This window comes from Pseudorhizobium xiangyangii, from assembly GCF_020531965.1.
Classification (GTDB): Bacteria; Pseudomonadota; Alphaproteobacteria; order Rhizobiales; family Rhizobiaceae; genus Neorhizobium; species Neorhizobium xiangyangii.
In genome coordinates this window covers 34,850-59,507 of the sequence record NZ_JAJAWH010000008.1, presented here as the reverse complement: position 1 = coordinate 59,507, position 24,658 = coordinate 34,850, and the positions used below count along the sequence as shown (strand labels likewise).

The following is a 24,658-nucleotide window of genomic DNA, read 5'->3' as shown; positions in this document are numbered from 1 at the left end:
TGACTGCTTCCTCCTCCCGGGAGGCTCCTGCGTTCAAAGAATAGGTGTGTTTACCGCGGCTCGTTTTCCATCCAGCGCCGCTTGGATTCCTCCAGATGCGCATGCATCGTCGCCTGCGCCTGCAAGGGGTCCTTCGCCTCGAGGGCAGCATAGATGGCCTCGTGCTCGGCGAGCGCGAAGCCCCATGTGTCGGGGCTTTCGAAGCGGGCGCGGATCTGCGCCGAGATCGGGCTGTGACGCTCGTCGAACAAGTCTCCGACGATACGCGCCAGAACCGAGTTGCCGCTCTGTCCCGCGATCGTCAGGTGGAAAAGCCTGTCCTGGTCGAGCGGCTTGCGCCCCTCCTCGATCTCGCTGCGCATAGCGTCCATCGTCTGGCGCAGTGACTGCAGCGCTTCAGGCGTGATGCGCGCTGCGGCCAGCGTGATGACCGTGCCTTCGATTGCCGCCCGCGCCTGCATGAGCTCGAGAGGGCTTTCGCCCATCGAGCCCGTCTGCCGTGGCCGCCGCTCAGCCTCGGCGGTAATATAGATACCGGACCCCATGCGGATCTCGACGCTACCCTCGATTTCGAGCGCAATCAGCGCCTCGCGCAGGGACGGCCTGGAGACGCCCAGCTGCTGCGCGAGGTCCCGCTCGGCAGGCAATCGCGCACCCGACGTGAAATGCCCGCCCTGGATCAGGGCGCGTATCTGGTCTGCGATCTGCTGGTAGAGCCGGCGAGGCTCTGCCGCCTTGATGGGTCCGTTCATATCTCAGCCGATTGTTAAATCTGGCCTTACCATAGACGCTAGACCTACCCCGAGCAAGGAGGATTAGCACCCCGATCCGCCCACCTGTTGGTCATTTTCCCCATGTTGCTCCGACATCTGGATCATTCCGGAAGAATTGGCTTGACCAGTTTCATCCGACCGGTTTAACCAGTAGCTGCTGGCGGATGGAGCTTGGCCAGCCCGGATTGACACAAAGCGGGAGGAGGCCGTCATGCAGACCACGAGTGAGACCGTGCGCGATAGCGCTGGCATTCCTCACCATGACCTGCTTCTGCGCCTGGACGGCATCACCAAGGAATTCCCCGGAGTGCGGGCGCTGTCGAACGTAAGTTTCGACCTGCATCGCGGCGAGGTTCACGCGGTCTGCGGAGAGAACGGCGCTGGCAAGTCCACCCTGATGAAGATCATCAGCGGCGTCTACCAGCCCACCAGCGGTACGATCGTCTACAAGGGCGAGCAGCGGCACTTCGCCTCGCCTCTCGAGTCGGAATCGGTCGGCATCGCCATCATTCACCAGGAACTCAACCTGATCCCGCATCTGTCGGTGGCAGAGAACATCTATCTGGCGCGAGAGCCGCGCCGGGGATTGTTCGTCGACCGCAAGAAGCTGCGGGCCGACGCCAAGCGCTGCCTCGATCGCCTCGGCATCGAAATAGACCCGGCTACGCCCGTCCGGACCCTTTCAGTCGCGCAGAGCCAGATGGTGGAAATCGCCAAGGCGCTGTCACTGGATGCGGAAGTCCTCATCATGGACGAGCCGACATCCTCTCTCACCGAGCAGGAGACCGGCATACTGTTCAAGGTCATCCGTGACCTCAAGGCCTCCGGCGTCGGCGTGATCTACATCTCGCATCGCCTGGACGAGATGGCCGAGATCGTCGACCGCGTCACCGTTCTGCGCGACGGCCAGTACGTGGCGACGGACGATTTCGCCGACACCACCGTCGATGCGATCGTCGCCAAAATGGTCGGCCGCTCGCTGGAGGAGAAATTCCCCGAGCGGACTTCCGTGCCTTCGCAGGACATCCTCTTCAGCGCTGCCGGCCTCAACCGCGCCGGCCGCTTTACCGACGTCAGCTTCACGCTGAAACGCGGAGAAATCCTGGGGTTTGCGGGACTGATGGGCGCCGGCCGGACCGAGGTCGCACGCGCCATATTCGGGGCCGATCCGCTGGATACCGGAACCATCACGCTGCACGGCGAAACGCTGACGATCCGGTCGCCTCGCGACGCGATAGCCGCCGGCCTCGCTTACCTCTCGGAGGACCGCAAGGCGCAGGGGCTGGCGGTCAAAATGCCGGTCGATGCGAACATGACGCTCGCCAACATGGAAGAAGTGTCGAACCGCTTCGGCTTCATAGACTTTGCCAAGCATGCCCGCGTGGCAAACGAGTATGTCGACCTGCTCAACATTCGCACCCCATCCATCAAGCAGCCGGTGCGGCTCCTGTCTGGCGGCAACCAGCAGAAGATCATCATCGGCAAGTGGCTGTTCCGCAAGCCGAAGGTGATGTTCTTCGACGAACCCACACGCGGCATCGATGTCGGTGCGAAATTTGCGATCTACCAGATCATGGACGAGCTTGCCGCACAGGGCATCGGCGTCGTGCTGATCAGTTCCGAACTCCCGGAGATCCTCGGCATGACCGATCGGGTCGCGGTGTTCCATGCCGGGCGGATCACCGGAATCCTGGATACGAGGTCAACCGACCAGGAAGAAATCATGCGTTACGCCTCCGGCTACGGCCCGACGGCTCACTGAGGGATGAGATGAGCGACGTAAGCGAACAGAAAGGCCGGCGGCTGAGCGATCGGCAAAAGGACATCATCCAGAAGTTTGCCGCACTCGGCAGCCTCTTCGTGCTGGTCCTAGTCTTCTCGATGACCAGCAGCGCCTTCTTCACCGTCAACAACGGCATGACGATCGCGCTGCAGGTGACGTCGATCGCGCTTCTCGGCATCGGCGCAACCTGCGTGATTATTACCGGCGGCATCGATCTGTCCGTCGGCTCGGTCCTCGCGCTTGCCGGTGTGGTTGCAGCAATCGCCGTCAAGGAATGGGGAATGCCCGTTCCGATTGGTATGTTCATCGGCATCCTCACCGGCTCGCTCTGCGGTTGGATCAACGGCATTCTCGTGACCAAGATGAGGCTGCCGCCCTTCATCGCGACGCTCGGCATGATGCTGATCGCACGCGGCGTGGCGTTACAGATCACCGGCGCACGCGCCGTATCGGGCCTCGGCGAAGCCTTCGGCGAACTCGGCAACGGCTCGCTCTTCCGCATCGTCAACATCGGCGAGGACGGATTTCCGACCGTGGTGTTTCCCGGCATTCCCTACCCGGTCATCCTGATGGTGGTGATTGCCATCGCCGTCTCCCTGATGCTGAACCGCTCGGTGCTCGGCCGGCATATCTACGCCGTCGGCTCCAATGCCGATGCCGCTCGCCTGTCCGGCGTCAACGTCGGCCGGGTCGTCAGCTTCACCTATGTTCTGTCCGGCACACTCGCCGGCCTGACCGGATGCGTGCTGATGTCGCGCCTCGTCACGGCGCAGCCGAACGAAGGCGTCATGTACGAACTGGACGCCATCGCCAGCGCCGTCATCGGAGGCACGTCGCTGATCGGCGGTGTCGGCACGATCTCGGGAACCGGTATCGGCGCTTTCGTCATCGGCATCCTGCGTAACGGCCTCAACATGAACGGCGTCTCCGCCTTCACACAGCAGATCATCATCGGCCTCGTCATTCTGGGCACCGTCTGGATCGACCAGTTGCGCAACCGCCGATGAAGAACGGGTGCGGACCCTTATCCGCGAATGCATGGGGAGTGAGGAGCTCCCGGAAAAACCGGCCGGTCAGGCCAATCCATTTGGAGGGAACACCAATGAAGAAGCTTACAACTGCACTACTGGCATCGGCAATCGCCATGGGCGCATTCTCGGCGGCGCAGGCCGGTGAGATCGCCGTCATCGTCAAGACGGTGAACTCCACTTTCTGGCAGAACGTCCAGAAGGGTGCCGACGCCGCCATGAAGGACGTCTCGGAACACACGATGACCTTCCAGGGTCCGGCAGCGGAATCCGCCATCGCCGATCAGGTCAACCTGGTCGAGAATGCGGTCAACCGTGGCGTCGCCGGCATCGTGCTTGCGCCTTCCGATCCGGACGCGCTCATCCCGGCCGTCAAGAAGGCATGGGAAGCCCGTATCCCCGTCGTCATCGTCGACTCGATGCTCGCCGAGGGTGCCGAACAGTATTACCAGTCCTTCCTGGCCACCGATAACAAGAAGGCCGGCGAACTCGCCGCACAGGCCCTCATCGAGAAGGTCGGCACCGAAGGCAAGATCGCCGTCATGTCCTACGTGGCAGGCGCAGGCTCCGAGATCGGCCGCGTCGGCGGTTTCACCGACTACATCAAGGCCAATTCCAAGCTTGAGATCGTCGGTCCCTTCTACTCGCAGTCCCAGATGGCGACGGCGCTGAACCAGACGACAGACGTTCTGGCCGCCAATTCCGACCTTAAGGGCATGTTCGGCGCCAACGAGCCGACTGCGATCGGCATGGGCCGCGCGCTGAAGCAGTCCGGCAAGTCCGGCCAGGTCGTAGCCGTCGGCTTCGACGGAAACCAGGACCTGCAGGAATTCGTCAAGGACGGCACGCTGGCGGGCATCGCCGTCCAGGGCTCGTTCCAGATGGGTGAACTCGGCGTCCAGACGGTGGCCAAGATCATCAACAAGGAAAAGGTCGAGAAGTTCGTCGATACCGGCGTCGTCGTTGTCACCAAGGACAACATCGACAAGCCGGAAGCCCAGAACGTCCTCTACTAAGTTCCTCCCGCTGGCGCGCATCGCGAATGATGCGCGCCTCTTTTCTCAAGGTGCCATCATGAACGTTGCCGATACCCGTAAGCTTCCTCGTGCCGATATCGACTTCACTCTCGTGGGTCTCGGTTGCGCCCAGATGGGCAACCTCTACCGAGTGACGAGCTACGAGGAATCGGCCGGTGCATTCAAGGCTGCGTGGGATTCGGGCATCCGCTATTTCGACACGGCCCCTTTCTATGGCTACACACGCTCCGAGCGCCGGGTTGGAACCATGCTCACCGACCTGCCGCGCGACAGCTACGTCCTGAGCACCAAGGTCGGACGCGTCATGACGCCGGACGATACCGTCGGCGCCGAGGAGGATGGCTACGTCCAGCCCCTGCCCTTCCGGCCGGTCTACGACTATACCTATGACGGCATCCTGCGCTCTTTCGAGATGAGCCAGCAGCGTCTCGGCATCCTGAAGCCGGACATCCTCTATGTCCACGACATCGGCCGCATGACGCATGGCGACCAGCATGAGCACTACTGGAACCAGTTGACGGATGGCGGCGGCTTCCGCGCACTCGGCAAGCTGCGTGAGGAAGGCTCGACAAAGGCCATCGGCCTCGGCGTCAACGAATGGCAGGCCGTCCGGGACGCGATGCAGGTCTTCGATATCGATGTGACCATGCTAGCCGGCCGCTATACACTGCTGGAACAGGAAAGCCTCGAGCTGATGGACGACTGCGCCCGCAGGGGTGTCGGGATTGTCGTCGCCGGCCCGTTCAATTCCGGCATCCTCGCCGGCAACAAGAAATTCAACTACGCGGAAGCACCCGCCGATGTGCTGGCTCGTGTCGAGGCGCTCAACGCCGTGTGCGAAGAACAGGGTGTCCGCCTTCAATCAGCTGCGCTGCAGTTCCCGCTCGCCCATCCAGCCGTCGTCACCATCGTCTCGGGCGCCCGGACCGCCGAACAGATCAATTCGAACGTCTCGTGGTTCTCGGAAACCATTCCTGCATCCTTCTGGAGCGCATTGCGCGACCGCGGCCTGATTGCCGAAGGGACGCCCCTGCCCCGCGAGGCTGCGTAGCACCATGCGGATCGACGCCCATCAGCATTTCTGGCGGATCACTGAGCGGCAGGGCCAGTGGCCCCCGGCAGAACTTGAAGCGATCCATCGGGACTTCATGCCGGATGACCTGCAGCCGCTGCTGGCGGAGGCCGGCGTGGATGGGACGGTGCTCGTCCAGACGATGGAGAACGAGGCCGACACCGCCTTCATGCTGGACATTGCCGACCGCAGCGATTTCGTGCTCGGCGTCGTCGGATGGACGGACCTCAAGGCAGCAGATGCGCCCGAGGCCGTTGCCCGTCTGGCGCAGCATCCGAAGCTGAAGGGCTTCCGGCCGATGCTGCAGGACATGGCCGACGATCGCTGGATCGACGATCCGAACCTCAAGCCTGCCGTCTCGGCCATGATCGACCATGGGCTGGTTTTCGATGCGCTGGTTCTGCCGCGGCACCTCGACGCCCTTCTCAACTTTTCGCGCCGGTGCACGCGGCTGCCGATCGTCATCGATCACGGCGCCAAGCCCCCCATCGCGGAAGGCCGCTTCATCGACTGGTATGCGCGCATGAAGGCGCTCGCCGCCCTTCCGAATGTTCACTGCAAGCTCTCCGGCCTACTGACCGAGGCAGGCGACCAGAAGCCCGCCGCCGTTCGGCCCTATGCCGAAACCATCCTCGATCTCTTCGGTCCGGCCCGCGTGATCTGGGGGAGTGACTGGCCTGTCCTGCGTCTGGCCGGAGAATATCAAGGATGGCTGCAGCAATGCCGCGAGATCGTTCCGGCTGAACATCACGATGCCGTCTTCGGCGGCAATGCCATCCGTTTCTACAATCTCGGCGGTACTGCCCGTCCTCTGCAATAGGCCTCCCAATGCTGACGATCATCTGCGATTCCCCCGGCAACCTCTCCGCCATCGACCGACCGGCTCCCGCCCGTGGTGAAGGCGAGGTTCTCGTCAAGGTCCGGCGGATTGGCGTCTGCGGAACCGACCTGCACATTTTCACGGGCAACCAGCCTTACCTCTCCTATCCGCGGGTCATGGGCCACGAGCTCGCCGCGACGGTTGAGGAGGCACGTTCCGGCAGCCGCCTGAAACCGGGCGACACCGTCTCGATCATTCCCTACATCTCCTGCGGTCATTGCAGCGCCTGCCTCAAGGGCAAGACCAATTGCTGCCGCAATATCGGTGTGCTCGGCGTTCACCGCGACGGCGGCATGACAGAGTATCTCAGCCTGCCGGAACAGTTCGTGCTGAAGGCGGACGGCCTCAGCCTCGATCAAGCCGCTATGGTCGAATTCCTGGCGATCGGCGCCCATGCCGTGGCGCGCGCCAATGTCCAGCCCGGCCAGAAGGTGCTGATCGTCGGCGCAGGCCCGATCGGCATGTCGGTCGCCATCTTCGCCCGTCTCAATGGTGGCGAAGTGACCATGCTCGACGGACGCACCGACCGGCTGGACTTCGCGAAGACCCATCTTGGCGCCACCCATACGGTGCAACTGGGCGATGGTGACGAGGCTGCTCTTTCCGAGATCACCGGCGGCGATTTCTTCGATGCCGTCTTCGACGCGACCGGCAACCCCAAGGCGATGGAACGCGGCTTCCGCTTCGTCGGCCATGGCGGCGCCTATATCCTCGTTTCCATCGTTGCGAGCGACATCAGCTTCTCCGATCCGGAATTCCACAAGCGCGAGACATCGCTGCTCGGAAGCCGCAACGCGACGGTCGCCGATTTCGAGCGCGTCATGGAGGCCATGCGCGCAGGCGAAGTGCCGGATGCCCTGATCACCCATCGCATGTCGCTGTCGGAGGTGCCTGACCTTTTCGCTGGCCTGACCGATCCGGCGGCCGGCGTGGTCAAGGCGCTGATCGAAGTCTGAGGAGTACAACGATGCAGCGCATGGGAATGATGATCGGCGTGGAGCCGACGATGATCGAGGAATACAAGCGGCTGCATGCCGCAGTCTGGCCGGAAATCCTCGATCTCGTTTCCCGCTGCAACATCCGGAACTACACGATCTTCCTGCGGGAGCCCGAGAACCTTCTTTTCGGTACCTGGGAATATCACGGCACGGATTTCGAGGCCGACATGGCGACGATGGCAGCGGACCCTAAAAATCAGGAGTGGTGGGCGTTCACCATCCCCTGCCAAAGGCCACTCGAAAGCCGTAAGGAAGGGGAATGGTGGGCAATGATGGAAGAGGTCTTCCATCACGACTGAGCCTACCGCCAGAACTTATCGAGGAATGACATGACGAAGACGCTTGAAGGAAAGACCGTTCTCATCACCGCCGCCGCCCAGGGCATTGGCCGCGCCTCGGCGCTCGCCTTTGCACAAGCCGGCGCGACCGTGCATGCGACGGATATCAACGACGCGGCGCTTGCCGAGCTTCCGAAGCTGCCGAACCTGACGGCGACCAAGCTCGACGTGCTGGACGAGGCCGCGGTGAAGGCAGCCGTGGATAAGATCGGCCAGGTCGACATCCTCTTCAATTGCGCCGGCGTCGTTCATGGCGGCTCGATCCTCGAGATGAAGGACAGCGATCTCGAATTTGCCTTCGACCTCAACGTCAAGGCGATGATCCGCACCATCCGCGCCGTCCTGCCCGGCATGCTGGAGCGCAAGGATGGCTCGATCATCAACATGTCTTCCGTCGCGTCCAGCATCAAGGGCGTGCCCAACCGCTTCGCCTACGGCGTGACCAAGGCAGCCGTGATCGGCCTGACGAAGCATGTCGCCGCTGACTATGTTGCGCAGGGCATCCGCTGCAACGCCATTTGCCCCGGCACCGTCGAAAGCCCTTCGCTGCAGGACCGCATGCGCGCCCAGGGCAATTACGACGAAGCACGCGCCTCCTTCATCGCCCGCCAGCCGATGGGACGCCTCGGCACGCCGGAAGAAATCGCCAATCTCGCCGTCTACATCGCCGGCGCGACCTACACGTCCGGCCAGGCCTTCGCCATCGACGGCGGCTGGACAATCTGATCCACACTCGACCACAGAGATTGCTCATGACCCGCATTACCGATCTTCGCGTCTTCGACCTGCGCTTTCCGACCTCGCAAAGCCTGGATGGCTCCGACGCGATGAACCCGGACCCCGATTATTCGGCGGCCTATGTCGTCCTCGATACCGACACGGACGGTCTCGAGGGACACGGCCTGACGTTCACGATCGGGCGCGGCAATGACATCTGCTGCATGGCGATCGAAGCGATGCGGCATCTCGTGGTCGGGCAGGAACTCGAGACGTTCCGCCAGAACCCCGGCAAGTTCTGGCGGCACCTCACCAGCGACAGCCAGCTGCGCTGGATCGGCCCGGACAAGGGTGCCATGCACCTCGCAACCGGCGCCGTCGTCAACGCCTTCTGGGACCTTCTGGCAAAGCAGCAGGGCAAGCCGGTCTGGCAACTGGTGTCCGAACTCTCGGCGGAAGAAATTGCCGACATCGTCGACTTCCGTTACCTCACCGACGTGCTGACCCGCGAAGAGGCCCTCGCCATCCTGAAGAAGGCCGAGGCCGGAAAGGCGGAGCGCATCGCCACGCTGAAGCAGGAGGGTTATGCCTGCTACACGACCTCCGCCGGCTGGCTGGGCTATCCCGAAGAAAAGCTGCGCCGCCTTTGCAAGGAAGCGGTCGATGCCGGCTTCAACCATGTCAAGATGAAGGTCGGCCGCGACCTCGAGGACGACATCCGACGCCTGACCATCGCCCGCGAAGTCATCGGCCCGGATCGCTATCTGATGATCGACGCGAACCAGGTCTGGGAAGTCGACCAGGCAATCGACTGGGTGAAGAAGCTTGCCTTCGCCAACCCGTTCTTCATCGAAGAGCCGACAAGCCCGGACGACGTCGCCGGACACCGCAAGATCCGTCAGGCCATCGGCCCGGTGAAGGTCGCGACCGGCGAGATGTGCCAGAACCGCATCATGTTCAAACAGTTCATCGCCGAGGGCGCGATCGATATCGTCCAGATCGATTCATGCCGCATGGGTGGTCTCAACGAAGTTCTCGCCGTGCTGCTGATCGCCGCGAAGTACAATCTGCCGGTCTGGCCGCATGCGGGCGGTGTCGGCCTGTGCGAATACGTCCAGCATCTGTCGATGATCGACTACATCGCGGTTTCCGGCACGAAGGAAGGCCGCGTCATCGAATATGTCGATCACCTGCACGAGCACTTCATCGACCCGTGCGTCATCAAGGACGCAGCTTATATGCCGCCGTCGCGCGCGGGCTTCTCGATCGAAATGAAACCTGAATCGATCGCCGAATACACCTTCAAGGGCTGATCGCCCTTTTCACCGAGACCAATGAAAAAGCCCCTCGCTCCGACCGGAGCGAGGGGCTTTTTTGCTTAGGCAGACTGGCCGACTAGGCCTTGTTGACAAAGTGTTGCTGCCAATGCGATTCGTGGCGTCAGGGGGGACGTCATGGCGACGCTTAGGATTTATGACCTCAAACAGAATGTCCTCGCGCTTGACCTCAGAGACTTACTGCGGCTTTTGGCACCTAGGTCTTTGCAGGCAAATTGGATTGTTTCGACCGTCAAGTCGTCCAAACTTGGGCAGGAACGGTTTGAGGCGACAGGTGAAAGTGGCGAGCAATTGGAGGCATTGGCTCAGGACAATGCCTGGCTCTCGGGCTCTGATCTAGCTGCCTTGGCGGAGAATACGCGGCAGGTTATCTGGGGCGAGTTCGTAGGCTCCGGACCCACGCAGTCAGACAAGACGTGGGTTATAATCCGAGCCGTCGACAGCACGTTCTACGAGATCGATACGGACGACAAGGCGGTGCTGAGTAAGATTAGCTCGACCTACAAAGACGTCCGATCTGGTGAGGCTCCGATCACCTCATGGCTTGTGGGCCGTCCCGATGAATGATGGCAGCCAGCCCACTATCATCGGGACTCTCGTTCCCTCAGGCTTCATATTAGGCGATCAAGCCTGCTCATTAAAGCCTTTGTCAACAGGGCCTAGATCCGGTCGGCCTCGATATCCGCCAGCTTGGCGTTGACCCGGTCGCGCCATGCGCGGCTGTCGATCAGCGCCTGCGGGAAGAGGCCCGGCAAGGCGAAGAAGGCTGCCGACGCATCGTCTGCGGCCGGCTGCGCGGCCGCGGCGCGAAGCTCCTCGCGTCGCGGGTCGTCGATGTCGGGCGTGCGCTTCGCATAGGCGATCCAGAGCGCCGTCGCATAGGCGGCGGTGTCGGCATCGTCACCGGCGCTCAACGCCTCGACCGTACCGGCGAAGATGCGTTGTGGCAGCTTCTGGCTGCCGTCCATGGCGATCTGCCTGGTGCGATGGGCGATGGTCGGGTTCTCGAACCGCTCGATCAGCTGATCGATGTAATGGCCAAGATCGATGCCCGGGACGGGGTCGAGCGTCTTGACCGCGGACTTCATGTGGCGACGGGCAAGGCTCCGATATTCCGGAACCGCCATCACGTCGCGCACATATTCCAGACCCTTCAACTGCCCGAGATAGGCGATCATCGAGTGCGAGCCATTGAGAAGCCGAAGCTTCATCTTCTCGTAAGGCTCCACGTCATCGACGAAGAGCGCACCAGCCTGATCCCAGGCGGGGCGACCGGAGATGAAATGGTCCTCGATCACCCATTGCATGAAGGGTTCGGTTTCCAGCGACAGCGTGTCATCGGCACCGAGCATTTCGGCTGCACGACCTCGCGCCTCGTCGGTGGCGGCCGGAACGATGCGGTCCACCATGCTCGACGGAAAAGCGCCGTGGCCGGTAATCCAGTTCGCCAGCTCCGGATCCCTTGCACCCGCCATCTCGATGACCAGGCGGCGAACGATGCGGCCGTTGGTGGGCAGGTTGTCACAGCAGAGAACAGTGAACGGCTCCTGGCCTGCGGCATGACGGCGGGCAAGTCCCTCGACGATGTAGCCGACAACACCGACCGGCGATGTCGGATTTCCAAGGTCGGCTGCAACCGACGGGTGATTGCGGTCGAGGCCGCCCGTCGTCGGGTCGAGGCCGTAGGCCTTCTCCGTGACGGTGATCGTGACGATCCTGATTGCCGGATCGACCAGAAGCGCCAGCAGCTCGTCACGGTCTTCCACGGCAGAGATGCCGCGCACGATCGAGCCGACGACCTGAACGCTTTCGCCGGCACCGCTGCGGGTAACAACCGAATAAAGGTGATCCTGGGCGCGCAGGTCGCGCACGATATCCAACGATCTGAGGCTTACGCCGACGATCCCCCAGTCACCGGGTTCCTTCGCCAGCGCGGCGTCATTGTAGACCGCCTGATGGGCGCGGTGAAAAGCACCGAGACCGATGTGCAGAATGCCCGGCTTCAGCGCATTCGGATCGAAAGCCGGCGTGATGACGGCATCGGCGAGTTTGGTCGAGGCTGAAAGTCTTCCCATGGTCATGACAATCCGTATCTCGAGTGGGACAAGGCGCGTTCGATGCCGCGCAACTCGGCCAGCCCCTTGAGGCGGCCGATGGCGGGGTAACCGGGCTGCGCACCGCGGGTCAGGTCGTCGAGGATTTCCTGGCCGTGGTCAGGGCGCATCGGGATTTCATGATCCGCCCGACCTTCGGCACGGCGCCGCGTCTCTTCCTTCAGAAGCTCGGCGATCACCGCCACCATGTCGGTATGCCCTTCCAGGTGCTCATCCTCGTAGAAGGAGCAGGGCGTTCCCTCCTCTTCCCGGTGAACATTGCGCAGGTGGACAAAATGGATGCGGGATGCAAGGCGCTTCGCCATTTCCGGCAGGTCATTGGCACCGCGCGCACCCAGCGATCCGGTGCAGAACGTCACGCCGTTGGCCGGGCTATCCACTGCCTCCAGTATGTGAACGTAGTCTTCTTCGGTGGAGAGGACGCGGGGCAGACCAAGCAGCGCCCACGGCGGATCGTCCGGATGGGCGCAGATGTTGATGCCGACCTTCTCGGCGACCGGCGTCACTTCGGACAGAAAATCCACCAGATGCTGCTGCAGCTTGTCACGGCTGATGCCGTGATAGGTCGCCAGGTGCTCGCGCAGTTGCGGCAGCGTGTAGCCATCGGCTGAGCCCGGCAGGCCGGCGCCGACGTTCTTCGACAGCGCTGAGCGCCTCTCGTCCGACATCTCCGCGAAACGCTTCGCTGCCCTGTCCCGCGTCGCCTCGTCATAGTCCTGGCTCGCGCCGGGGCGCTCCAGCAGGTGGATGTCGAAGGCTACGAAATCGGTGAGGTCGAAGCGCATGGCCTTGGCGCCGTGGCGCGCTGTCCAGCGCAGATCCGTGCGGGTCCAGTCAAGCACCGGCATGAAATTGTAGCAAACCGTGCGAATGCCGCTCGCGGAAAGGCGGTGCAGCGATTCCTGCCAGTTGGCCACATGCTGGCGCCAGTCGCCCGTCTGCGTCTTGATGCTTTCGGAAACCGGCACGCTTTCCACGACGTCCCAGACAAGACCGCCGGCCTTGATCTCTTCATGCCGCTTGGCGATTTCCTCGACCGGCCACACGTCACCGGTGCGAATATGATGAAGTGCACTGACGATGCCCCGGGCACCAGCCTGGGCCGCATCCTGTACGCTCACTTTGTCCACCGGACCGAACCAACGCCACGTATGCCGCATGAAAACTCCTCAGGAATGGAATGTCAGTTGAACCTTGCAGGCGGCGGATCGGTCGCCGGCCTGTTCGAATGCGGCCAAGGCCTCATCGATGGAAAACGTATGGGAAATGATCGGCCGCACGTCGATCTCGCGCCGGCCGATCAACTCGGCGGCCTGGGCAAATTCGGCGTCGAAGCGCTGCGAACCTATCCAGTTCAGTTCCTTGCCCACCAGCGCGTTGAGCGGCACCAAGGCGTCGCCCGTTACGCCGACCTGGACGATCAGTCCGCGAGGCCTGACGGTCGCAATGGCGCTTCTGATCGCAGGCGCTGCCGCCGAGCATTCGAAAGCCACGTCGAACAACCCCTTGCTCTCTTCGAATGCAGAAAGCTGGTCGGCGCCCGTCGAGACATTGATGGTGCGGGTTGCCCCCATGGCAATGGCGCGTTCCAATGCCGCGTCCATAAGGTCGGTGACGACGATTTCGGCGGCACCGGCATGACGCGCGGCAGCAACGACCAGAACACCAATCGGACCTGCACCCGTGACAAGCACCCGCTTGCCCTGAAGATCGCCGGCACGGCTGACCGCGTGGAGGCAAACCGCCAGCGGTTCGGCGCATGCCGCTTCCGCCGCCGATACCGTCTCGCCGACGGCCACGCACTGGATTGCCGGCACGACAAGCCAGTCGCGAAACATGCCTTGCGCGTGCGGCAGGCGCATGGCGCTGCCCATGAACTGCATGTTGAGGCAATGTATCCGCAACCCATCATGACAGAACCGGCAGGTGCCGCAGGGCTGGCTCGGGTTGACGGCGACGAGATCGCCGACAGCCAATCCCGATACACCGGCGCCAAGCACCTCCACATGGCCTGAAGCCTCGTGACCCGGAATGATCGGCTCGCGAACACGGACAGGGCCAAAGCCGCCATCCTGGTAGTAGTGGAGGTCGGAGCCGCAAATGCCTCCGGCGGCCATCTTGAGCAGAACGTGGCCTTCGCCGGGCTGCGGGGTTTCCTGCGTCTCGACCTTGATGTCCTTTTGGCCGTAAAGCCGGGCGACGCGCGTCTGCATTCGTTTCTTCCCGATTTCAAATCATTGGCCTGCCCGACGGATCGGGCAGGCCGGAGGCGTCACATCAGCGGATCAGGCCGAGCTGCGTCGGCAGCCAGAGCGAGATCGCCGGGATGAAGGTGATCAGCAGGAGCGCGATGAACAGCGGCGTCATCCAGGGCAGGATGGCGAGCGCCGTTCGTTCGACCGACAGCTTCGCTATGCGTGACAGCACGAACAGCACCATGCCGACCGGTGGGGTCAGAAGGCCGATCATCAGGTTGAGCGTGAAGATCAGGCCCATGTGCACCGGATCGATGCCGTAGCGGGCGGCGATCGGCATCAGGATCGGCACCAGGATGCTGATCGCAGCGATCGTATCCAGAAACGCGCCAACGATCAGAAGCACGATGTTGACGATGATCAGGAAGGTCCACCAGTTGTCCGTCAGCGAGAACATGAAGTCAGAGAACAGCTGGGCAGCCTGGCTGACCGTCAGGAGCCATGCGAAGATCGAAGCGGTGGTGACGATGAAGAGAACCGACGCGGTCGTCTCGATCGTATCGAAGCTGGCCTTGGCGAGCGCCTTCAGCGTCATCGTGCGATAGCGCACGAGGCCAAGGAAGAGCGACCAAATGACCGCCGCAACCGCGGCTTCCGTCGGCGTGAACCAGCCCATGGTCATGCCGCCGATCAGAAGCACCGGCGTCATCAGCGCCATCACGGCGGAGAAGTCGTAATACCAGTCGAGCGCGATCAGGGCGGCAAGCGCGATCATCACGGCGATATTGATCGACAGGCCGAACATGACGAGGATGTAGACTGCGATCGGGAAGCAGAAGACGATGACGATTTCCAGCGAGGCGGACAGCAGCTTCTTCAGCTCGAACGGCGTGTCGGAACCCCAGCCCTTGCGATGCGCGAAGTAGACGACGGTCAGCATCAGCAGCAGGGTCATGACGATGCCGGGCAGGATGCCGGCCATGAACAGGGCGCCGATCGAGACATTGGCCATCATGCCGTAGATGACGAAGGGCAGCGACGGCGGGAAGATCGGCCCGAGCGTGGCCGATGCGGCGGTGACGCCGACGGCAGCCTCGACCGGATAGCCGTGGTCCTTCATCGCCTTGATCTCGATCGTGCCGATGCCGGCAGCGTCCGCAAGTGCGGTTCCGGACATGCCGGAGAAGACGACCGAGCCGATGATGTTGACCTGGGCGAGACCGCCCTTCATCCAGCCGACGAGCGACAGGGCGAATTTATAGATGCGGCTCGTCACGCCGGCGATGTTCATCAGGTTGCCGACGAGGACGAAGAAGGGCACCGCCAGGAGCGGGAAGCTTTCGACCCCGGCAATCATGCGCTGGGCGGCGATGATGTCGGGCGCGACGCCGTAGATCACCAGATAGAGCAGCGACGAGACGCCGAGCGAGACCGCCACCGGCGTGCCGATGATCATGAGCAGAAGGAAGGATCCGATGAGAAGCAGCACTGGTCAGACCCCCTGTATGCCGATTTCGTTCGCCTTTTCGCGAACGGATTTCTTGTTGATCATGTCTTTGATGAAGTTCTGCACGGAGCGCGCAAACATCAGCGCGAAGGCTGCCAGGACGGTGTAGAAGACATAGCCGCGCGGCAGGTTGACTGTCACCATGCGCTCGTTGCCGACGATGGCGATGTAGCGCCACATCAGCCAGGTCATGTAGGCAAAGAAGCCGATGACGATGAAATCGACCAGCAACTCCAACACGCGCCCGACCCGGCGGGACAGGAAATTGTAGATGAAATCCACCTGGATGTGGCGGACCATGCGCACGCACATGACCGAGCCGAGGAAGACCAGGACGACGAGGCCGTTCGCCGCCATCTCTTCCGTCCATGCAAGGCTGTTGTTCAGCGCGTAACGGGTAAAGAACTGGAGAAAGACGCAGGCTGCCATGGCCCAGAAGACCACCATGTTGAACCAATCTTCCGGCGCATAGGGCGACAGATCGACCGGGCCGATCTCCTCCTCGAAGGAATGCGCCATCTTGTCGACGCTGATGGGGGCGTGCTGTTGTTCGTTCATCGGAGAACTCCGCCAATTTCGGAAATATTGGCGACGCCCTGCAATTTCTCGCAGGGCGTCGCGCTATGGCATTACTGGATCGCGCGGATGGCTTCCCAGTCAGCCTTTTCGTAGCCGAACTCCTCGAAGGTCACCTTTTCCATGACGGTCTTCTCGAAGTCGGCCTTGTCGACTTCGGTGACGGTCAGTCCGTCGGCCTTGAATTTCTCGACCAGCGCCACCTCACGCTCCTCGACGATCTTCGAGGCGCGCTCGGCAGCCTGAGCCATGATTTCCGAGAAAATCTGCTTGTCCTCGTCGGAGAGGCTCGACCACAGCGTCGGAGAAACGACGGTATTCAGATGGTCGACGATGTGGCCGGAGAGGATGATGTTCTTCTGAACTTCGAAGAACTTCTTGGCTTCAATCGTGGTGAGCGGGTTTTCCTGTGCTTCCACGGTGCCGTTCTGCAGCGCGAGATAGACTTCGGCGAACGCGATCGGCGTGGTGTTGGCGCCGCAGGCGCGCGGCATGGCCAGATAGGCCGGAACGTCCGGAACGCGGATCTTCAGGCCCGACATGTCGGCGCACTTCTCGATCGGCTTGTTCGCGGTGGTGTGACGCGTGCCGTAGTAGGTGACGGCCGCGATGTGGTTGCCGCCGGATGCCTCCCGGTAGCCTTCAGAGAGCTTCTTGAACACGTCGCTCTTGGTGTAGGCGATCAGGTGGCTCGCATCGCGGAAGATGTAAGGGAAGTAGGTGACGCCGATCGGCGCATAGTCACGCGAGGCGAAGCTGGAGCCGGAGATGATGATATCGACCGTGCCGAGCTTGAGGCCCTGGTTGATGTCGGCTTCCTTGCCAAGCTGCGAGGCCGGGAAGACGTCGATCTTGTAGCGACCGTCGGTGCGCTTGGCGATCTCTTCCGCCGCCCAGACCGATTCCGTGTGGAAGGGTTCCGACGTTTCGTAGACATGCGCCCATTTGAGCGTCTGCTGCGCCTGGGCCGCAAAGGCCGAGACGATGACGGCGGCGGTTGCGCCGAGGATGGTGGTCAGTTTCAACTTCATGGTTTTCCTCCCGGGTTGAAGTCAGATGGTCTGCAATTGCCCGCCGGCACGTCTCCACGCGGCGGGTATGACGCTGTCGGCCGGCTCTTCACCGAAACTTTCCGACAGACGAAGCTGGGACTGGTCGAGATGGGCGCGCATGGCGGCCCGCGCACCTGGAGGATCGCCGGCGGCGATCGCATCGCGGATGGCACGGTGCTCTTCCATTGCGGCGCGCCAGGTCATCGGGTTCTCGAAATAGCTGGCGAGCTTTTCGAAATAGGGTGTCAGGCGCAGGTCGTGGATGCTGCGGACGAAGCGGTTGAGCGTGCCGTTGCCGATGATATCGGCGACGGCGACATGGAAATCGCGGTCGAGTTCCAGCGCCACGGGCCGGTTCTCCAGCGATGCGGCCATGCGGGCCAGGATATTGTCGAGAATGGCAATTTGGTCAGGCCGCGCTGCGCGGGCCGCATCTTCGGCAATGGCGCATTCGACGACGGTGCGGGCACGCAGAAGCTCGAAGGGGCCTTCTGCCTCTTCAGCGATCTCGGCATCGGCGAGCGGGCGGGGTGCGGCGACATAGACGCCCGATCCCATGCGGATATGGACAAAGCCTTCCACTTCCAGCACGATCAGGGCTTCGCGGATGGTTGGGCGGGACACGGCGAGAAGTTCTGCCAGTTCGCGCTCGGCAGGCAGCCGGGAGCCGGGAGCAAAATCGCCCCGCTCGATAAGCTTGCGCATCTGGTCCGCCACCTGGCGATACAGGCGGCGCGATTCCACGACGGAAAACATGAATCCTCCCAACGCGTCCTCCACGACGCGTGACTGGTAAGCTGGCCTTACCAGTTCGACGATTCATATACGGCTGTCCGACAATCTGTCAATGGTATGCATTGTACGTTATTGTATCCGGGCGGCCGGATGACAGGGGCCGCGGGACTTCTCCACAGGAGATGACGGCCGCTTCGACCACGACAGATCGCGCTTTCGCCACGCCGACTGTCAGGCCAGGGATGACGACAGAATTCTCCCTTGGCGATCTCGAATTTCCTGAAAACGGACGGGGCGCTGAAAGCTGCCTCGTAAGTTTTGGTTTTAGGTGGCACCTCTCAGCGCCCCGTTCGACGGTTTCCGCCCGTGACTCCGGTTTCTCTGCAAAGGCTCGTCCGGACGGTTTTCCGCCGCCGGCTTCCCGATGTTCTCGGCGGACTTGAAAAAAATCCGGCGAAACCATCCGTCGAGCCCTCATGTGTGCCGCACAGGCACGCCCGGCGCGCTCTTTCGGGCATCAGAAGCGGGTGGCCGGTCCGTGACCTTCCCGCTTCCCCCGTGTCGCCGGAGGGAAACCATTTTCACACGGACCCGGATCGCAAGGTTTTGCGTCTCACCCTCACGACCCGCGCCGGCCCCGCCTCGCTGCAACGCCTTGCAGTGTATCCGAGGGCGGAACAGGGTGATCATAGGCACGGGTTTTGGGGAGGGGGATGAGGAAGGGCGTAAGTAGTTGATTTGTCGTGGGTGAGTGTGCCCCTAGAGCCACCGTGGCTTATGCCACTTGGCGCTTGAAGGCAAAGGCGGCCTAAGCCGCCTCCCTGCCCTCCCCGTACGGATCGAACCGCCCATAGAACGTCTCGCCGTTGGCGGCCATCTCCTTGAGCAGCGGCGTCGGTTTGAAGTGGTCTCCGTAAGCGGCCGCTAACTTTTCTGCCAGGGCGACGAAGGTTTTCACGCCCATGCCGTCGATATAAGACAGCGTTCCGCCCGTGTAGGGCGCGAAGCCGAAGCCGAGGATGGAGCCGACGTCGGCTTCGCGGGGGTCGGTGACGATGCCTTCTTCCACGGTGCGAGCGGCTTCCAGCGCGATGGTGACGAGGAAGCGCTGCTTGAGGATGGCGACGTCGATTTCCGATGCCGGTTTCTGCGGGTAAAGGTCCTTGAGGCCGGGCCACAGCGACTTCTTGGCCGGCTTGGCCGGGTAGTCGTAGAAGCCCTGGCCGTTCTTGCGGCCGCGACGGTCAAGCACATCGACCATCTTGTCGATCAGGTCCATGTGCTCCGGCTTCACCGAATTGGGGCCGAGATCGGCGATGGAAGCCTTCATGATCTTCTGGGAGAGATCGACGGCGACCTCGTCGTTGAGCGACAGCGGGCCGACCGGCATGCCGGCCATCTTGGCGGCGTTTTCAATCATCGCAGCCGGCACGCCTTCGGCGAGCATGTCATAGGCTTCGTTTATATAGCGGAAGACGCAGCGGTTGACGAAGAAGCCGCGGGTATCGTTGACGACGATCGGCGTCTTCTTGATCCTTGCGACGAAATCGAGCGCCACGGCGAGCGCCTTGAGGCCGGTCTGTTCGCCCAGGATGACTTCGGTGAGCATCATCTTTTCGACCGGCGAGAAGAAATGCACGCCGACGAACTGGTCCGGGCGCTTCGAATTCTCGGCAAGGCCGGTGATCGGCAGGGTCGAGGTGTTGGAGGCGAAGACCGTGGTTGCCGGAATGACGGCTTCCACCTGTTCGATGACCGCCTTCTTGATGGCGCGGTCCTCGAACACGGCCTCGATGACGAGGTCGGCATCCGACAGGGCGGAATAATCCGGCGTGGGGGTGACGAGGGAGAGGAGCTTTTCGCCCTCTTCCTTGGTCAGTCGGCCCTTACCGACCGAGTCGGCCACCAGCTTTTCAGAGACGGCCTTGCCCTTGTCCGCTGCCTGCTGATCGCGGTCGATGAGCACGACGGGGATGCCGGCGGCGGCAGTGACATAGGCGATAGAGGCGCCCATGAAGCCGGCGCCGACGATGCCGACTTTTCTGAACTCGCTCTTCGGCACACCGGCCGGGCGGCGGGCGCCCTTGCCGAGTTCCTGCATGGACACGAAGAGGGAGCGGATCATCGAGAAGGCTTCGGTGGTCTGCAGGATTTCCGTGAAGTAACGCTGCTCGACCTTGAGCGCGGTATCGAACGGCAGTTGCAGGCCCTCGTAGACGCATTTGAGGATGGCGAGCGCGCCCGGGAAATTGCCGGCAGTTTCGCGACGCAGGATGGCGGGGGCTGCGGGCCAGAGCTGGGCGGCGGCCGGCGTCCATACACCGCCGCCGGGGACCTTGAAGCCCTTCTCGTCCCACGGGGCGACGGGCTTCAGGCCGTCCTTGATCATCTGCTTTGCAGCGTTGACGAGTTCGGCGGGCTCAACCACCTGGTGGACGAGGCCCATGGCCTTGGCGCGGCTTGCGGTGAGCGACTGACCGGTCGTCATCATCTGCAGGGCATCCTGCGCATTGGCGAGACGCGACACGCGCTGGGTGCCGCCGGCGCCCGGGAAGATGCCGACCTTCACCTCCGGAAGCGCGATCTTGACGCTCTTGGCATTGGAGGCGACGCGCCCATGGCAGGCGAGCGACAGCTCGAACGCGCCACCCATGCAGGTGCCGTTGATCGCAGCGACCCAGGGCTTGCCGTTGGTTTCCACCTTGCGCCAGAGCCAGGACATGCGCCCGGCGGCATCGAAGAGTTTCTGGACGGCCGTGGCCGGGTCCTTCGCCTTCTCCTCCGTCAGCATGGAGAACATCGACTTGATCATGGTGAGATCGGCACCGCCGGAGAAGGACGACTTGCCGCTGGTGAAGACGACGCCCTTGACCGCCGCATCGGCAACGGTGGCATCGACGATGGCGTCTATCTCGTCCATCACCTCCATGGTGAAGACGTTCATGGATTTGTCCGGCATGTCCCAGGTGACGAGAGCGATGCCGTCTGCGTCTGTTTCGACGGTGAAGTTCTTGTAGGTGCTCATGTTGGGATTTCCTCTTCCCTGAAATTTCCTGACAATCGCCACCGCTCCGGAAAGGTGCGATCTGGCGAGACTAAGCCCCTCCCCCTTGTGGGGAGGGTTAAGACCCCATCAAACCCTTTCGATGATCGTCGCCGTGCCCATGCCTGCGCCGATGCAGAGCGTGACGAGCGCGGTGTTCAGGTCGCGGCGTTCCAGTTCGTCCAGCACGGTGCCGAGGATCATCGCGCCGGTGGCGCCGAGCGGGTGGCCCATGGCGATGGCGCCGCCGTTGACGTTCATCTTGTCATGGCTGATGTCGAACGCCTGGCAGTAGCGCAGCACGACGGCGGCGAAGGCCTCGTTCAGCTCGAACAGGTCGATGTCGGAAATCTTCATGCCGGAGCGCGCAAGCAGCTTCTCGGTGACGTCGACCGGGCCGGTCAGCATCAGTGCCGGGTCGGAGCCGATGTTGGCGAAGTGGCGGATGCGGGCACGCGGCTTGACGCCCATGCTTGCCCCGCCGGCCTTCGAGCCGATCAGCACGGCGGCAGCGCCATCGACGATGCCGGACGAATTGCCGGCATGGTGGACGTAGGTGATCTTTTCGATTTCCGGATGGGCCTGAATGCCGACAGCCTCGAAGCCGCCCATTTCACCGGGCATCTGGAAGGATGGATTGAGGGACGCGAGCGCCTGCATGTCCGTTGTCGGCCGCATGTGTTCGTCGCGATCGAGAATGGTCAGGCCGTTCTGGTCCTTCACCGGGATGACGGAATTCCTGAAGTAGCCCGCATCCCAGGCCTTGGCCGCGCGCTTCTGGCTTTCGACGGCATAGGCATCGACGTCATCGCGGGAGAACCCGTATTTCGTGGCGATGAGATCGGCGGAGACGCCCTGAGGCATGAAATAGGCCGGGAAGTTGACCGACGGATCCATGTACCAGGCGCCGCCGGACATGCCCATGCCGACGCGCGACATCGACTCCACGCCGCCGGCGATGACGATGTCGTCGGAGCCCGCCGCGACCTTGCCGGCGGCGAGGTTGACGGCATCGAGGCCCGAGGCGCAGAAGCGGGAGATCTGCATGCCCGGCGCCGAGAAGGCATAGCCGGCCTCGAAGGCGGCGGCCTTGGGAATGACGGCGCCCGAATCCATCACCGGATCGACGCAGCCCATGATGATGTCGTCGACGGTCGACGTGTCCAGGCCGTTGCGGTCGCGAATGGCCTCCAGCGTCTTCGCCGCGAGGCGGACGGACGGCACTTCGTGCAGCGATCCGTCCTTCTTGCCGCGGCCGCGTGGGGTACGCACGTGGTCATAGATGAATACGTCGGTCATGGTCTCATCTCCCATATTCCCCCTTGGGGGTGGCAACCGGGTTGCCTTCTTGTATCAGAACGCTTCCGCAGCGAGTTCCATCATGGTGTCGGCACCGGCCTCGATGCGCGCCTTGCGCAGCGCCGTTTCCGGCATGATGCGCTCCATGTAGAATTTCGCGGTAACGAGCTTGTTCTTCAGATAATCCTCGCGGGCATCGCCGGCGGCAAGACCCGACTGCGCGGCCTTCGCCATTTTCGCCCACATGTAGCCGAGCGTGACGAGACCGAAGAGGTGCATGTAGTCGGTCGAGCCGGCACCGGCATTGTCGGGCTTGGCCATGGCGTTCTGCATGAACCACATGGTCGAAGCCTGTGCGTCGTTGAGGCCTTTCTTGAGCGCCTTGGTGTAAGACGACATCTGTTCGTCTTCGCGGTTTTCCTCGCAGAAATCGCCGATTTCCTTGAACAGCGCCATGACGGCGCGGCCACCGTTCAGCGCCAGCTTGCGACCGACGAGATCGAGCGCCTGAATGCCGTTGGCACCCTCGTAGATCATCGCAATGCGGGCATCGCGGACATACTGGCTCATGCCCCATTCTTCGATATAGCCGTGGCCGCCATAGACCTGCTGCGCCATGACCGCGTGGTCGAAACCCTTGTCGGTGAGCACGCCCTTGAGGATCGGCGTGGCCAATCCGAGCAGGTCGTCGGCGTCCTGGCGCTCCTTCTCGTCGGGCGAACGGTGGGCGATATCGGACTTCAGCGCCGTCCACAGCATGAAGGCGCGGCCGGCCTCGTTGAAGGCCTTGATGGTCATCAGCGAGCGGCGGATATCGGGGTGGACGATGATCGGATCTGCCTTCTTTTCCGGCGCCTTGGCACCGGACAGCGAGCGGCCCTGGATGCGCTCGCGGGCATAGTGGACAGCGTTCTGGTAGGCCACTTCGGCGATGGAGAGACCCTGCAGGCCGACGCCGAGGCGGGCCTCGTTCATCATCACGAACATGGCGGCAAGACCCTTGTTCTCGGCGCCGATCAGATAACCTTCCGCCTCGTCATAGTTCATGACGCAGGTGGAATTGCCGTGAATGCCCATCTTGTGCTCGAGCGCTCCGCAGGTGACCGTGTTTCGGTCACCGAGCGAACCATCTTCCTCGACGAGGAACTTCGGCACGATGAAGAGCGAGATGCCCTTGGTACCCTCCGGCGCGCCCTCGATGCGGGCGAGCACGAGGTGGATGATGTTGTCGGTCATGCCGTGCTCGCCGGCCGAGATGAAGATCTTCTGGCCGGAAATCTTGTAGGAGCCGTCGCCGTTCGGAACCGCCTTGGTGCGCAGCAGGCCAAGATCGGTGCCGCAATGGGGTTCGGTAAGGTTCATCGTGCCGGACCAGGTGCCGCCAACCATGTTGGGCAGATAGGTGGCCTTCTGCTCGTCGGAGCCGTGAACGAGGATCGCGGCGATCGCGCCTTGCGTCAGGCCCGGATACATCATCAGCGACATGTTGGCGGACGACATGTACTCGCCGACGGCGGCATGAAGCGTATAGGGCAGGCCCTGGCCGCCGAATTCTTCCGGCACGGCAAGGCCGATCCAGCCGCCCTGGCAATACTGGTCATAGGCTTCCTTGAAGCCCTTCGGCACCGTGACCGTGCCGTCATCGTGGCGGGTGCAGCCTTCCTGATCGCCGGACAGGTTCAGCGGGAAAAGCGCCTCTTCCGCCACCTTGGCGGCCTCGCCGAGGATCGCCTCGACCATGTCCGGGCTGGCATCGGCAAAGCCCGGAAGATTCCCGTAGCGTTCAAGGCCAAGGACATCATTCAGAACGAAAAGGGTATCGTTTACCGGGGCCTTGTAAACAGGCATGGTCGCACTTCCTCCATATCCTCACACGGACCAGATGTCCGCCATCTCATAGGACATAATTAATTGACGTTTGCGTAAACGTCAAACAACTTCCATGCGTCTTTTTTCGTCCCCGATCACCGCCGTGGACGGAGCAAGCCCGACAGACAGCCCCTCACACGTATGAGCCAAGGTTAAAAAAGCGCGCCGTGGTTAACGGCTTATTTACCACGTCCGGTGAAATAGTTGGCATCGGGGAATTGCGTCCTGCGTCGGCTATTTTGCCACGAGCCTAAAGGAACAGATCTCCGGCGCCGACCATCGGCCCACCGCTACGCCTGGAAACG

Annotated in this window: 21 protein-coding genes; 10 read left to right on the top strand and 11 right to left on the bottom strand. The window is 62.4% G+C overall.

Translation table 11 applies throughout. The annotated features are described in order from the left end of the window. Positions 1-50 precede the first annotated feature (50 nt). Complete coding sequence (locus tag LH464_RS08750; protein WP_226786000.1) at positions 51-752, bottom strand: FadR/GntR family transcriptional regulator; 702 nt, start codon at positions 750-752, stop codon at positions 51-53. A gap of 232 nt (positions 753-984) precedes the next feature. Here LH464_RS08750 and LH464_RS08745 point away from each other — a divergent pair, with 232 nt between their 5' ends. From LH464_RS08745 to LH464_RS08700, 10 genes are all read left to right on the top strand, one after another. Then, on the top strand, positions 985-2,535 hold the full coding sequence (locus tag LH464_RS08745) for a sugar ABC transporter ATP-binding protein (RefSeq protein ID WP_226785999.1): 1,551 nt from the start codon (positions 985-987) through the stop codon (positions 2,533-2,535). Between the two features lie 8 nt (positions 2,536-2,543). Next, positions 2,544-3,563: an ABC transporter permease gene (locus tag LH464_RS08740; protein ID WP_226785998.1), complete on the top strand. Its 1,020-nt coding sequence runs from the start codon at positions 2,544-2,546 to the stop codon at positions 3,561-3,563. 95 nt (positions 3,564-3,658) lie between these two features. Next, positions 3,659-4,600, top strand: coding sequence for an ABC transporter substrate-binding protein (locus LH464_RS08735; RefSeq protein ID WP_226785997.1), 942 nt, complete (start codon positions 3,659-3,661; stop codon positions 4,598-4,600). Between the two features lie 58 nt (positions 4,601-4,658). After that, positions 4,659-5,672 (top strand): aldo/keto reductase, encoded by a 1,014-nt coding sequence (locus LH464_RS08730; RefSeq protein ID WP_226785996.1) that lies wholly within the window; start codon positions 4,659-4,661, stop codon positions 5,670-5,672. 4 nt (positions 5,673-5,676) lie between these two features. Further along, complete coding sequence (locus LH464_RS08725; protein WP_226785995.1) at positions 5,677-6,513, top strand: amidohydrolase family protein; 837 nt, start codon at positions 5,677-5,679, stop codon at positions 6,511-6,513. A gap of 8 nt (positions 6,514-6,521) precedes the next feature. Next, positions 6,522-7,529 (top strand): zinc-binding alcohol dehydrogenase family protein, encoded by a 1,008-nt coding sequence (locus LH464_RS08720; RefSeq protein ID WP_226785994.1) that lies wholly within the window; start codon positions 6,522-6,524, stop codon positions 7,527-7,529. An 11-nt stretch (positions 7,530-7,540) separates the two neighbouring features. Further along, positions 7,541-7,870, top strand: a complete 330-nt coding sequence (locus LH464_RS08715; protein WP_226785993.1) for an L-rhamnose mutarotase — start codon at positions 7,541-7,543, stop codon at positions 7,868-7,870. Positions 7,871-7,900: 30 nt separating this feature from the next. Then, positions 7,901-8,635 (top strand): SDR family oxidoreductase, encoded by a 735-nt coding sequence (locus tag LH464_RS08710; protein ID WP_226785992.1) that lies wholly within the window; start codon positions 7,901-7,903, stop codon positions 8,633-8,635. Between the two features lie 26 nt (positions 8,636-8,661). Beyond that, positions 8,662-9,939, top strand: coding sequence for an L-fuconate dehydratase (locus tag LH464_RS08705; RefSeq protein ID WP_226785991.1), 1,278 nt, complete (start codon positions 8,662-8,664; stop codon positions 9,937-9,939). A 141-nt stretch (positions 9,940-10,080) separates the two neighbouring features. Next, entirely contained in the window at positions 10,081-10,530 is a 450-nt protein-coding gene (locus LH464_RS08700) for a hypothetical protein (protein ID WP_226785990.1), read from the top strand. A gap of 92 nt (positions 10,531-10,622) precedes the next feature. On the opposite strand, the gene LH464_RS08695 is transcribed toward LH464_RS08700, so the two are convergent. From LH464_RS08695 to LH464_RS08650, 10 genes are all read right to left on the bottom strand, one after another. Then, complete coding sequence (locus tag LH464_RS08695) at positions 10,623-12,038, bottom strand: mannitol dehydrogenase family protein (protein WP_226785989.1); 1,416 nt, start codon at positions 12,036-12,038, stop codon at positions 10,623-10,625. Between the two features lie 2 nt (positions 12,039-12,040). Continuing rightward, positions 12,041-13,237 carry a mannonate dehydratase gene (uxuA, locus tag LH464_RS08690; protein ID WP_226785988.1) on the bottom strand — a complete coding sequence of 399 codons (1,197 nt, stop codon included), beginning with the start codon at positions 13,235-13,237 and terminating at the stop codon, positions 12,041-12,043. Positions 13,238-13,246: 9 nt separating this feature from the next. Then, on the bottom strand, positions 13,247-14,290 hold the full coding sequence (locus tag LH464_RS08685) for an L-idonate 5-dehydrogenase (protein WP_226785987.1): 1,044 nt from the start codon (positions 14,288-14,290) through the stop codon (positions 13,247-13,249). Between the two features lie 64 nt (positions 14,291-14,354). Next, on the bottom strand, positions 14,355-15,761 hold the full coding sequence (locus LH464_RS08680) for a TRAP transporter large permease (protein WP_226785986.1): 1,407 nt from the start codon (positions 15,759-15,761) through the stop codon (positions 14,355-14,357). 3 nt (positions 15,762-15,764) lie between these two features. Beyond that, positions 15,765-16,337: a TRAP transporter small permease gene (locus LH464_RS08675; protein ID WP_226785985.1), complete on the bottom strand. Its 573-nt coding sequence runs from the start codon at positions 16,335-16,337 to the stop codon at positions 15,765-15,767. Between the two features lie 71 nt (positions 16,338-16,408). After that, positions 16,409-17,386: a sialic acid TRAP transporter substrate-binding protein SiaP gene (locus LH464_RS08670; protein ID WP_226785984.1), complete on the bottom strand. Its 978-nt coding sequence runs from the start codon at positions 17,384-17,386 to the stop codon at positions 16,409-16,411. Positions 17,387-17,407: 21 nt separating this feature from the next. Continuing rightward, a complete protein-coding gene (locus LH464_RS08665; RefSeq protein ID WP_226785983.1) occupies positions 17,408-18,163 on the bottom strand; it encodes a FadR/GntR family transcriptional regulator in 756 nt (251 codons plus the stop codon). A gap of 787 nt (positions 18,164-18,950) precedes the next feature. Then, positions 18,951-21,167, bottom strand: a complete 2,217-nt coding sequence (locus tag LH464_RS08660; RefSeq protein ID WP_226785982.1) for a 3-hydroxyacyl-CoA dehydrogenase NAD-binding domain-containing protein — start codon at positions 21,165-21,167, stop codon at positions 18,951-18,953. Between the two features lie 108 nt (positions 21,168-21,275). Then, positions 21,276-22,484, bottom strand: a complete 1,209-nt coding sequence (locus LH464_RS08655) for an acetyl-CoA C-acetyltransferase (protein ID WP_226785981.1) — start codon at positions 22,482-22,484, stop codon at positions 21,276-21,278. A 54-nt stretch (positions 22,485-22,538) separates the two neighbouring features. After that, entirely contained in the window at positions 22,539-24,332 is a 1,794-nt protein-coding gene (locus LH464_RS08650) for an acyl-CoA dehydrogenase C-terminal domain-containing protein (RefSeq protein ID WP_226785980.1), read from the bottom strand. Positions 24,333-24,658: the final 326 nt, after the last annotated feature.

Bases quoted from the DNA above. Each gene is read 5' to 3' on its own strand.
- LH464_RS08730 (WP_226785996.1), top strand. From the start codon at position 4,659: ATGAACGTTGCCGATACCCGTAAGCTTCCTCGTGCCGATATCGACTTC.
- LH464_RS08735 (WP_226785997.1), top strand. From the start codon at position 3,659: ATGAAGAAGCTTACAACTGCACTACTGGCATCGGCAATCGCCATGGGC.
- LH464_RS08665 (WP_226785983.1), bottom strand. From the start codon at position 18,163: ATGTTTTCCGTCGTGGAATCGCGCCGCCTGTATCGCCAGGTGGCGGAC.
- LH464_RS08740 (WP_226785998.1), top strand. From the start codon at position 2,544: ATGAGCGACGTAAGCGAACAGAAAGGCCGGCGGCTGAGCGATCGGCAA.
- LH464_RS08650 (WP_226785980.1), bottom strand. From the start codon at position 24,332: ATGCCTGTTTACAAGGCCCCGGTAAACGATACCCTTTTCGTTCTGAAT.
- LH464_RS08720 (WP_226785994.1), top strand. From the start codon at position 6,522: ATGCTGACGATCATCTGCGATTCCCCCGGCAACCTCTCCGCCATCGAC.
- LH464_RS08655 (WP_226785981.1), bottom strand. From the start codon at position 22,484: ATGACCGACGTATTCATCTATGACCACGTGCGTACCCCACGCGGCCGC.
- LH464_RS08660 (WP_226785982.1), bottom strand. From the start codon at position 21,167: ATGAGCACCTACAAGAACTTCACCGTCGAAACAGACGCAGACGGCATC.
- LH464_RS08710 (WP_226785992.1), top strand. From the start codon at position 7,901: ATGACGAAGACGCTTGAAGGAAAGACCGTTCTCATCACCGCCGCCGCC.
- LH464_RS08695 (WP_226785989.1), bottom strand. From the start codon at position 12,038: ATGGGAAGACTTTCAGCCTCGACCAAACTCGCCGATGCCGTCATCACG.
- LH464_RS08670 (WP_226785984.1), bottom strand. From the start codon at position 17,386: ATGAAGTTGAAACTGACCACCATCCTCGGCGCAACCGCCGCCGTCATC.
- LH464_RS08750 (WP_226786000.1), bottom strand. From the start codon at position 752: ATGAACGGACCCATCAAGGCGGCAGAGCCTCGCCGGCTCTACCAGCAG.
- LH464_RS08745 (WP_226785999.1), top strand. From the start codon at position 985: ATGCAGACCACGAGTGAGACCGTGCGCGATAGCGCTGGCATTCCTCAC.
- LH464_RS08700 (WP_226785990.1), top strand. From the start codon at position 10,081: ATGGCGACGCTTAGGATTTATGACCTCAAACAGAATGTCCTCGCGCTT.
- LH464_RS08705 (WP_226785991.1), top strand. From the start codon at position 8,662: ATGACCCGCATTACCGATCTTCGCGTCTTCGACCTGCGCTTTCCGACC.
- LH464_RS08715 (WP_226785993.1), top strand. From the start codon at position 7,541: ATGCAGCGCATGGGAATGATGATCGGCGTGGAGCCGACGATGATCGAG.
- LH464_RS08675 (WP_226785985.1), bottom strand. From the start codon at position 16,337: ATGAACGAACAACAGCACGCCCCCATCAGCGTCGACAAGATGGCGCAT.
- LH464_RS08725 (WP_226785995.1), top strand. From the start codon at position 5,677: ATGCGGATCGACGCCCATCAGCATTTCTGGCGGATCACTGAGCGGCAG.
- uxuA (WP_226785988.1), bottom strand. From the start codon at position 13,237: ATGCGGCATACGTGGCGTTGGTTCGGTCCGGTGGACAAAGTGAGCGTA.
- LH464_RS08685 (WP_226785987.1), bottom strand. From the start codon at position 14,290: ATGCAGACGCGCGTCGCCCGGCTTTACGGCCAAAAGGACATCAAGGTC.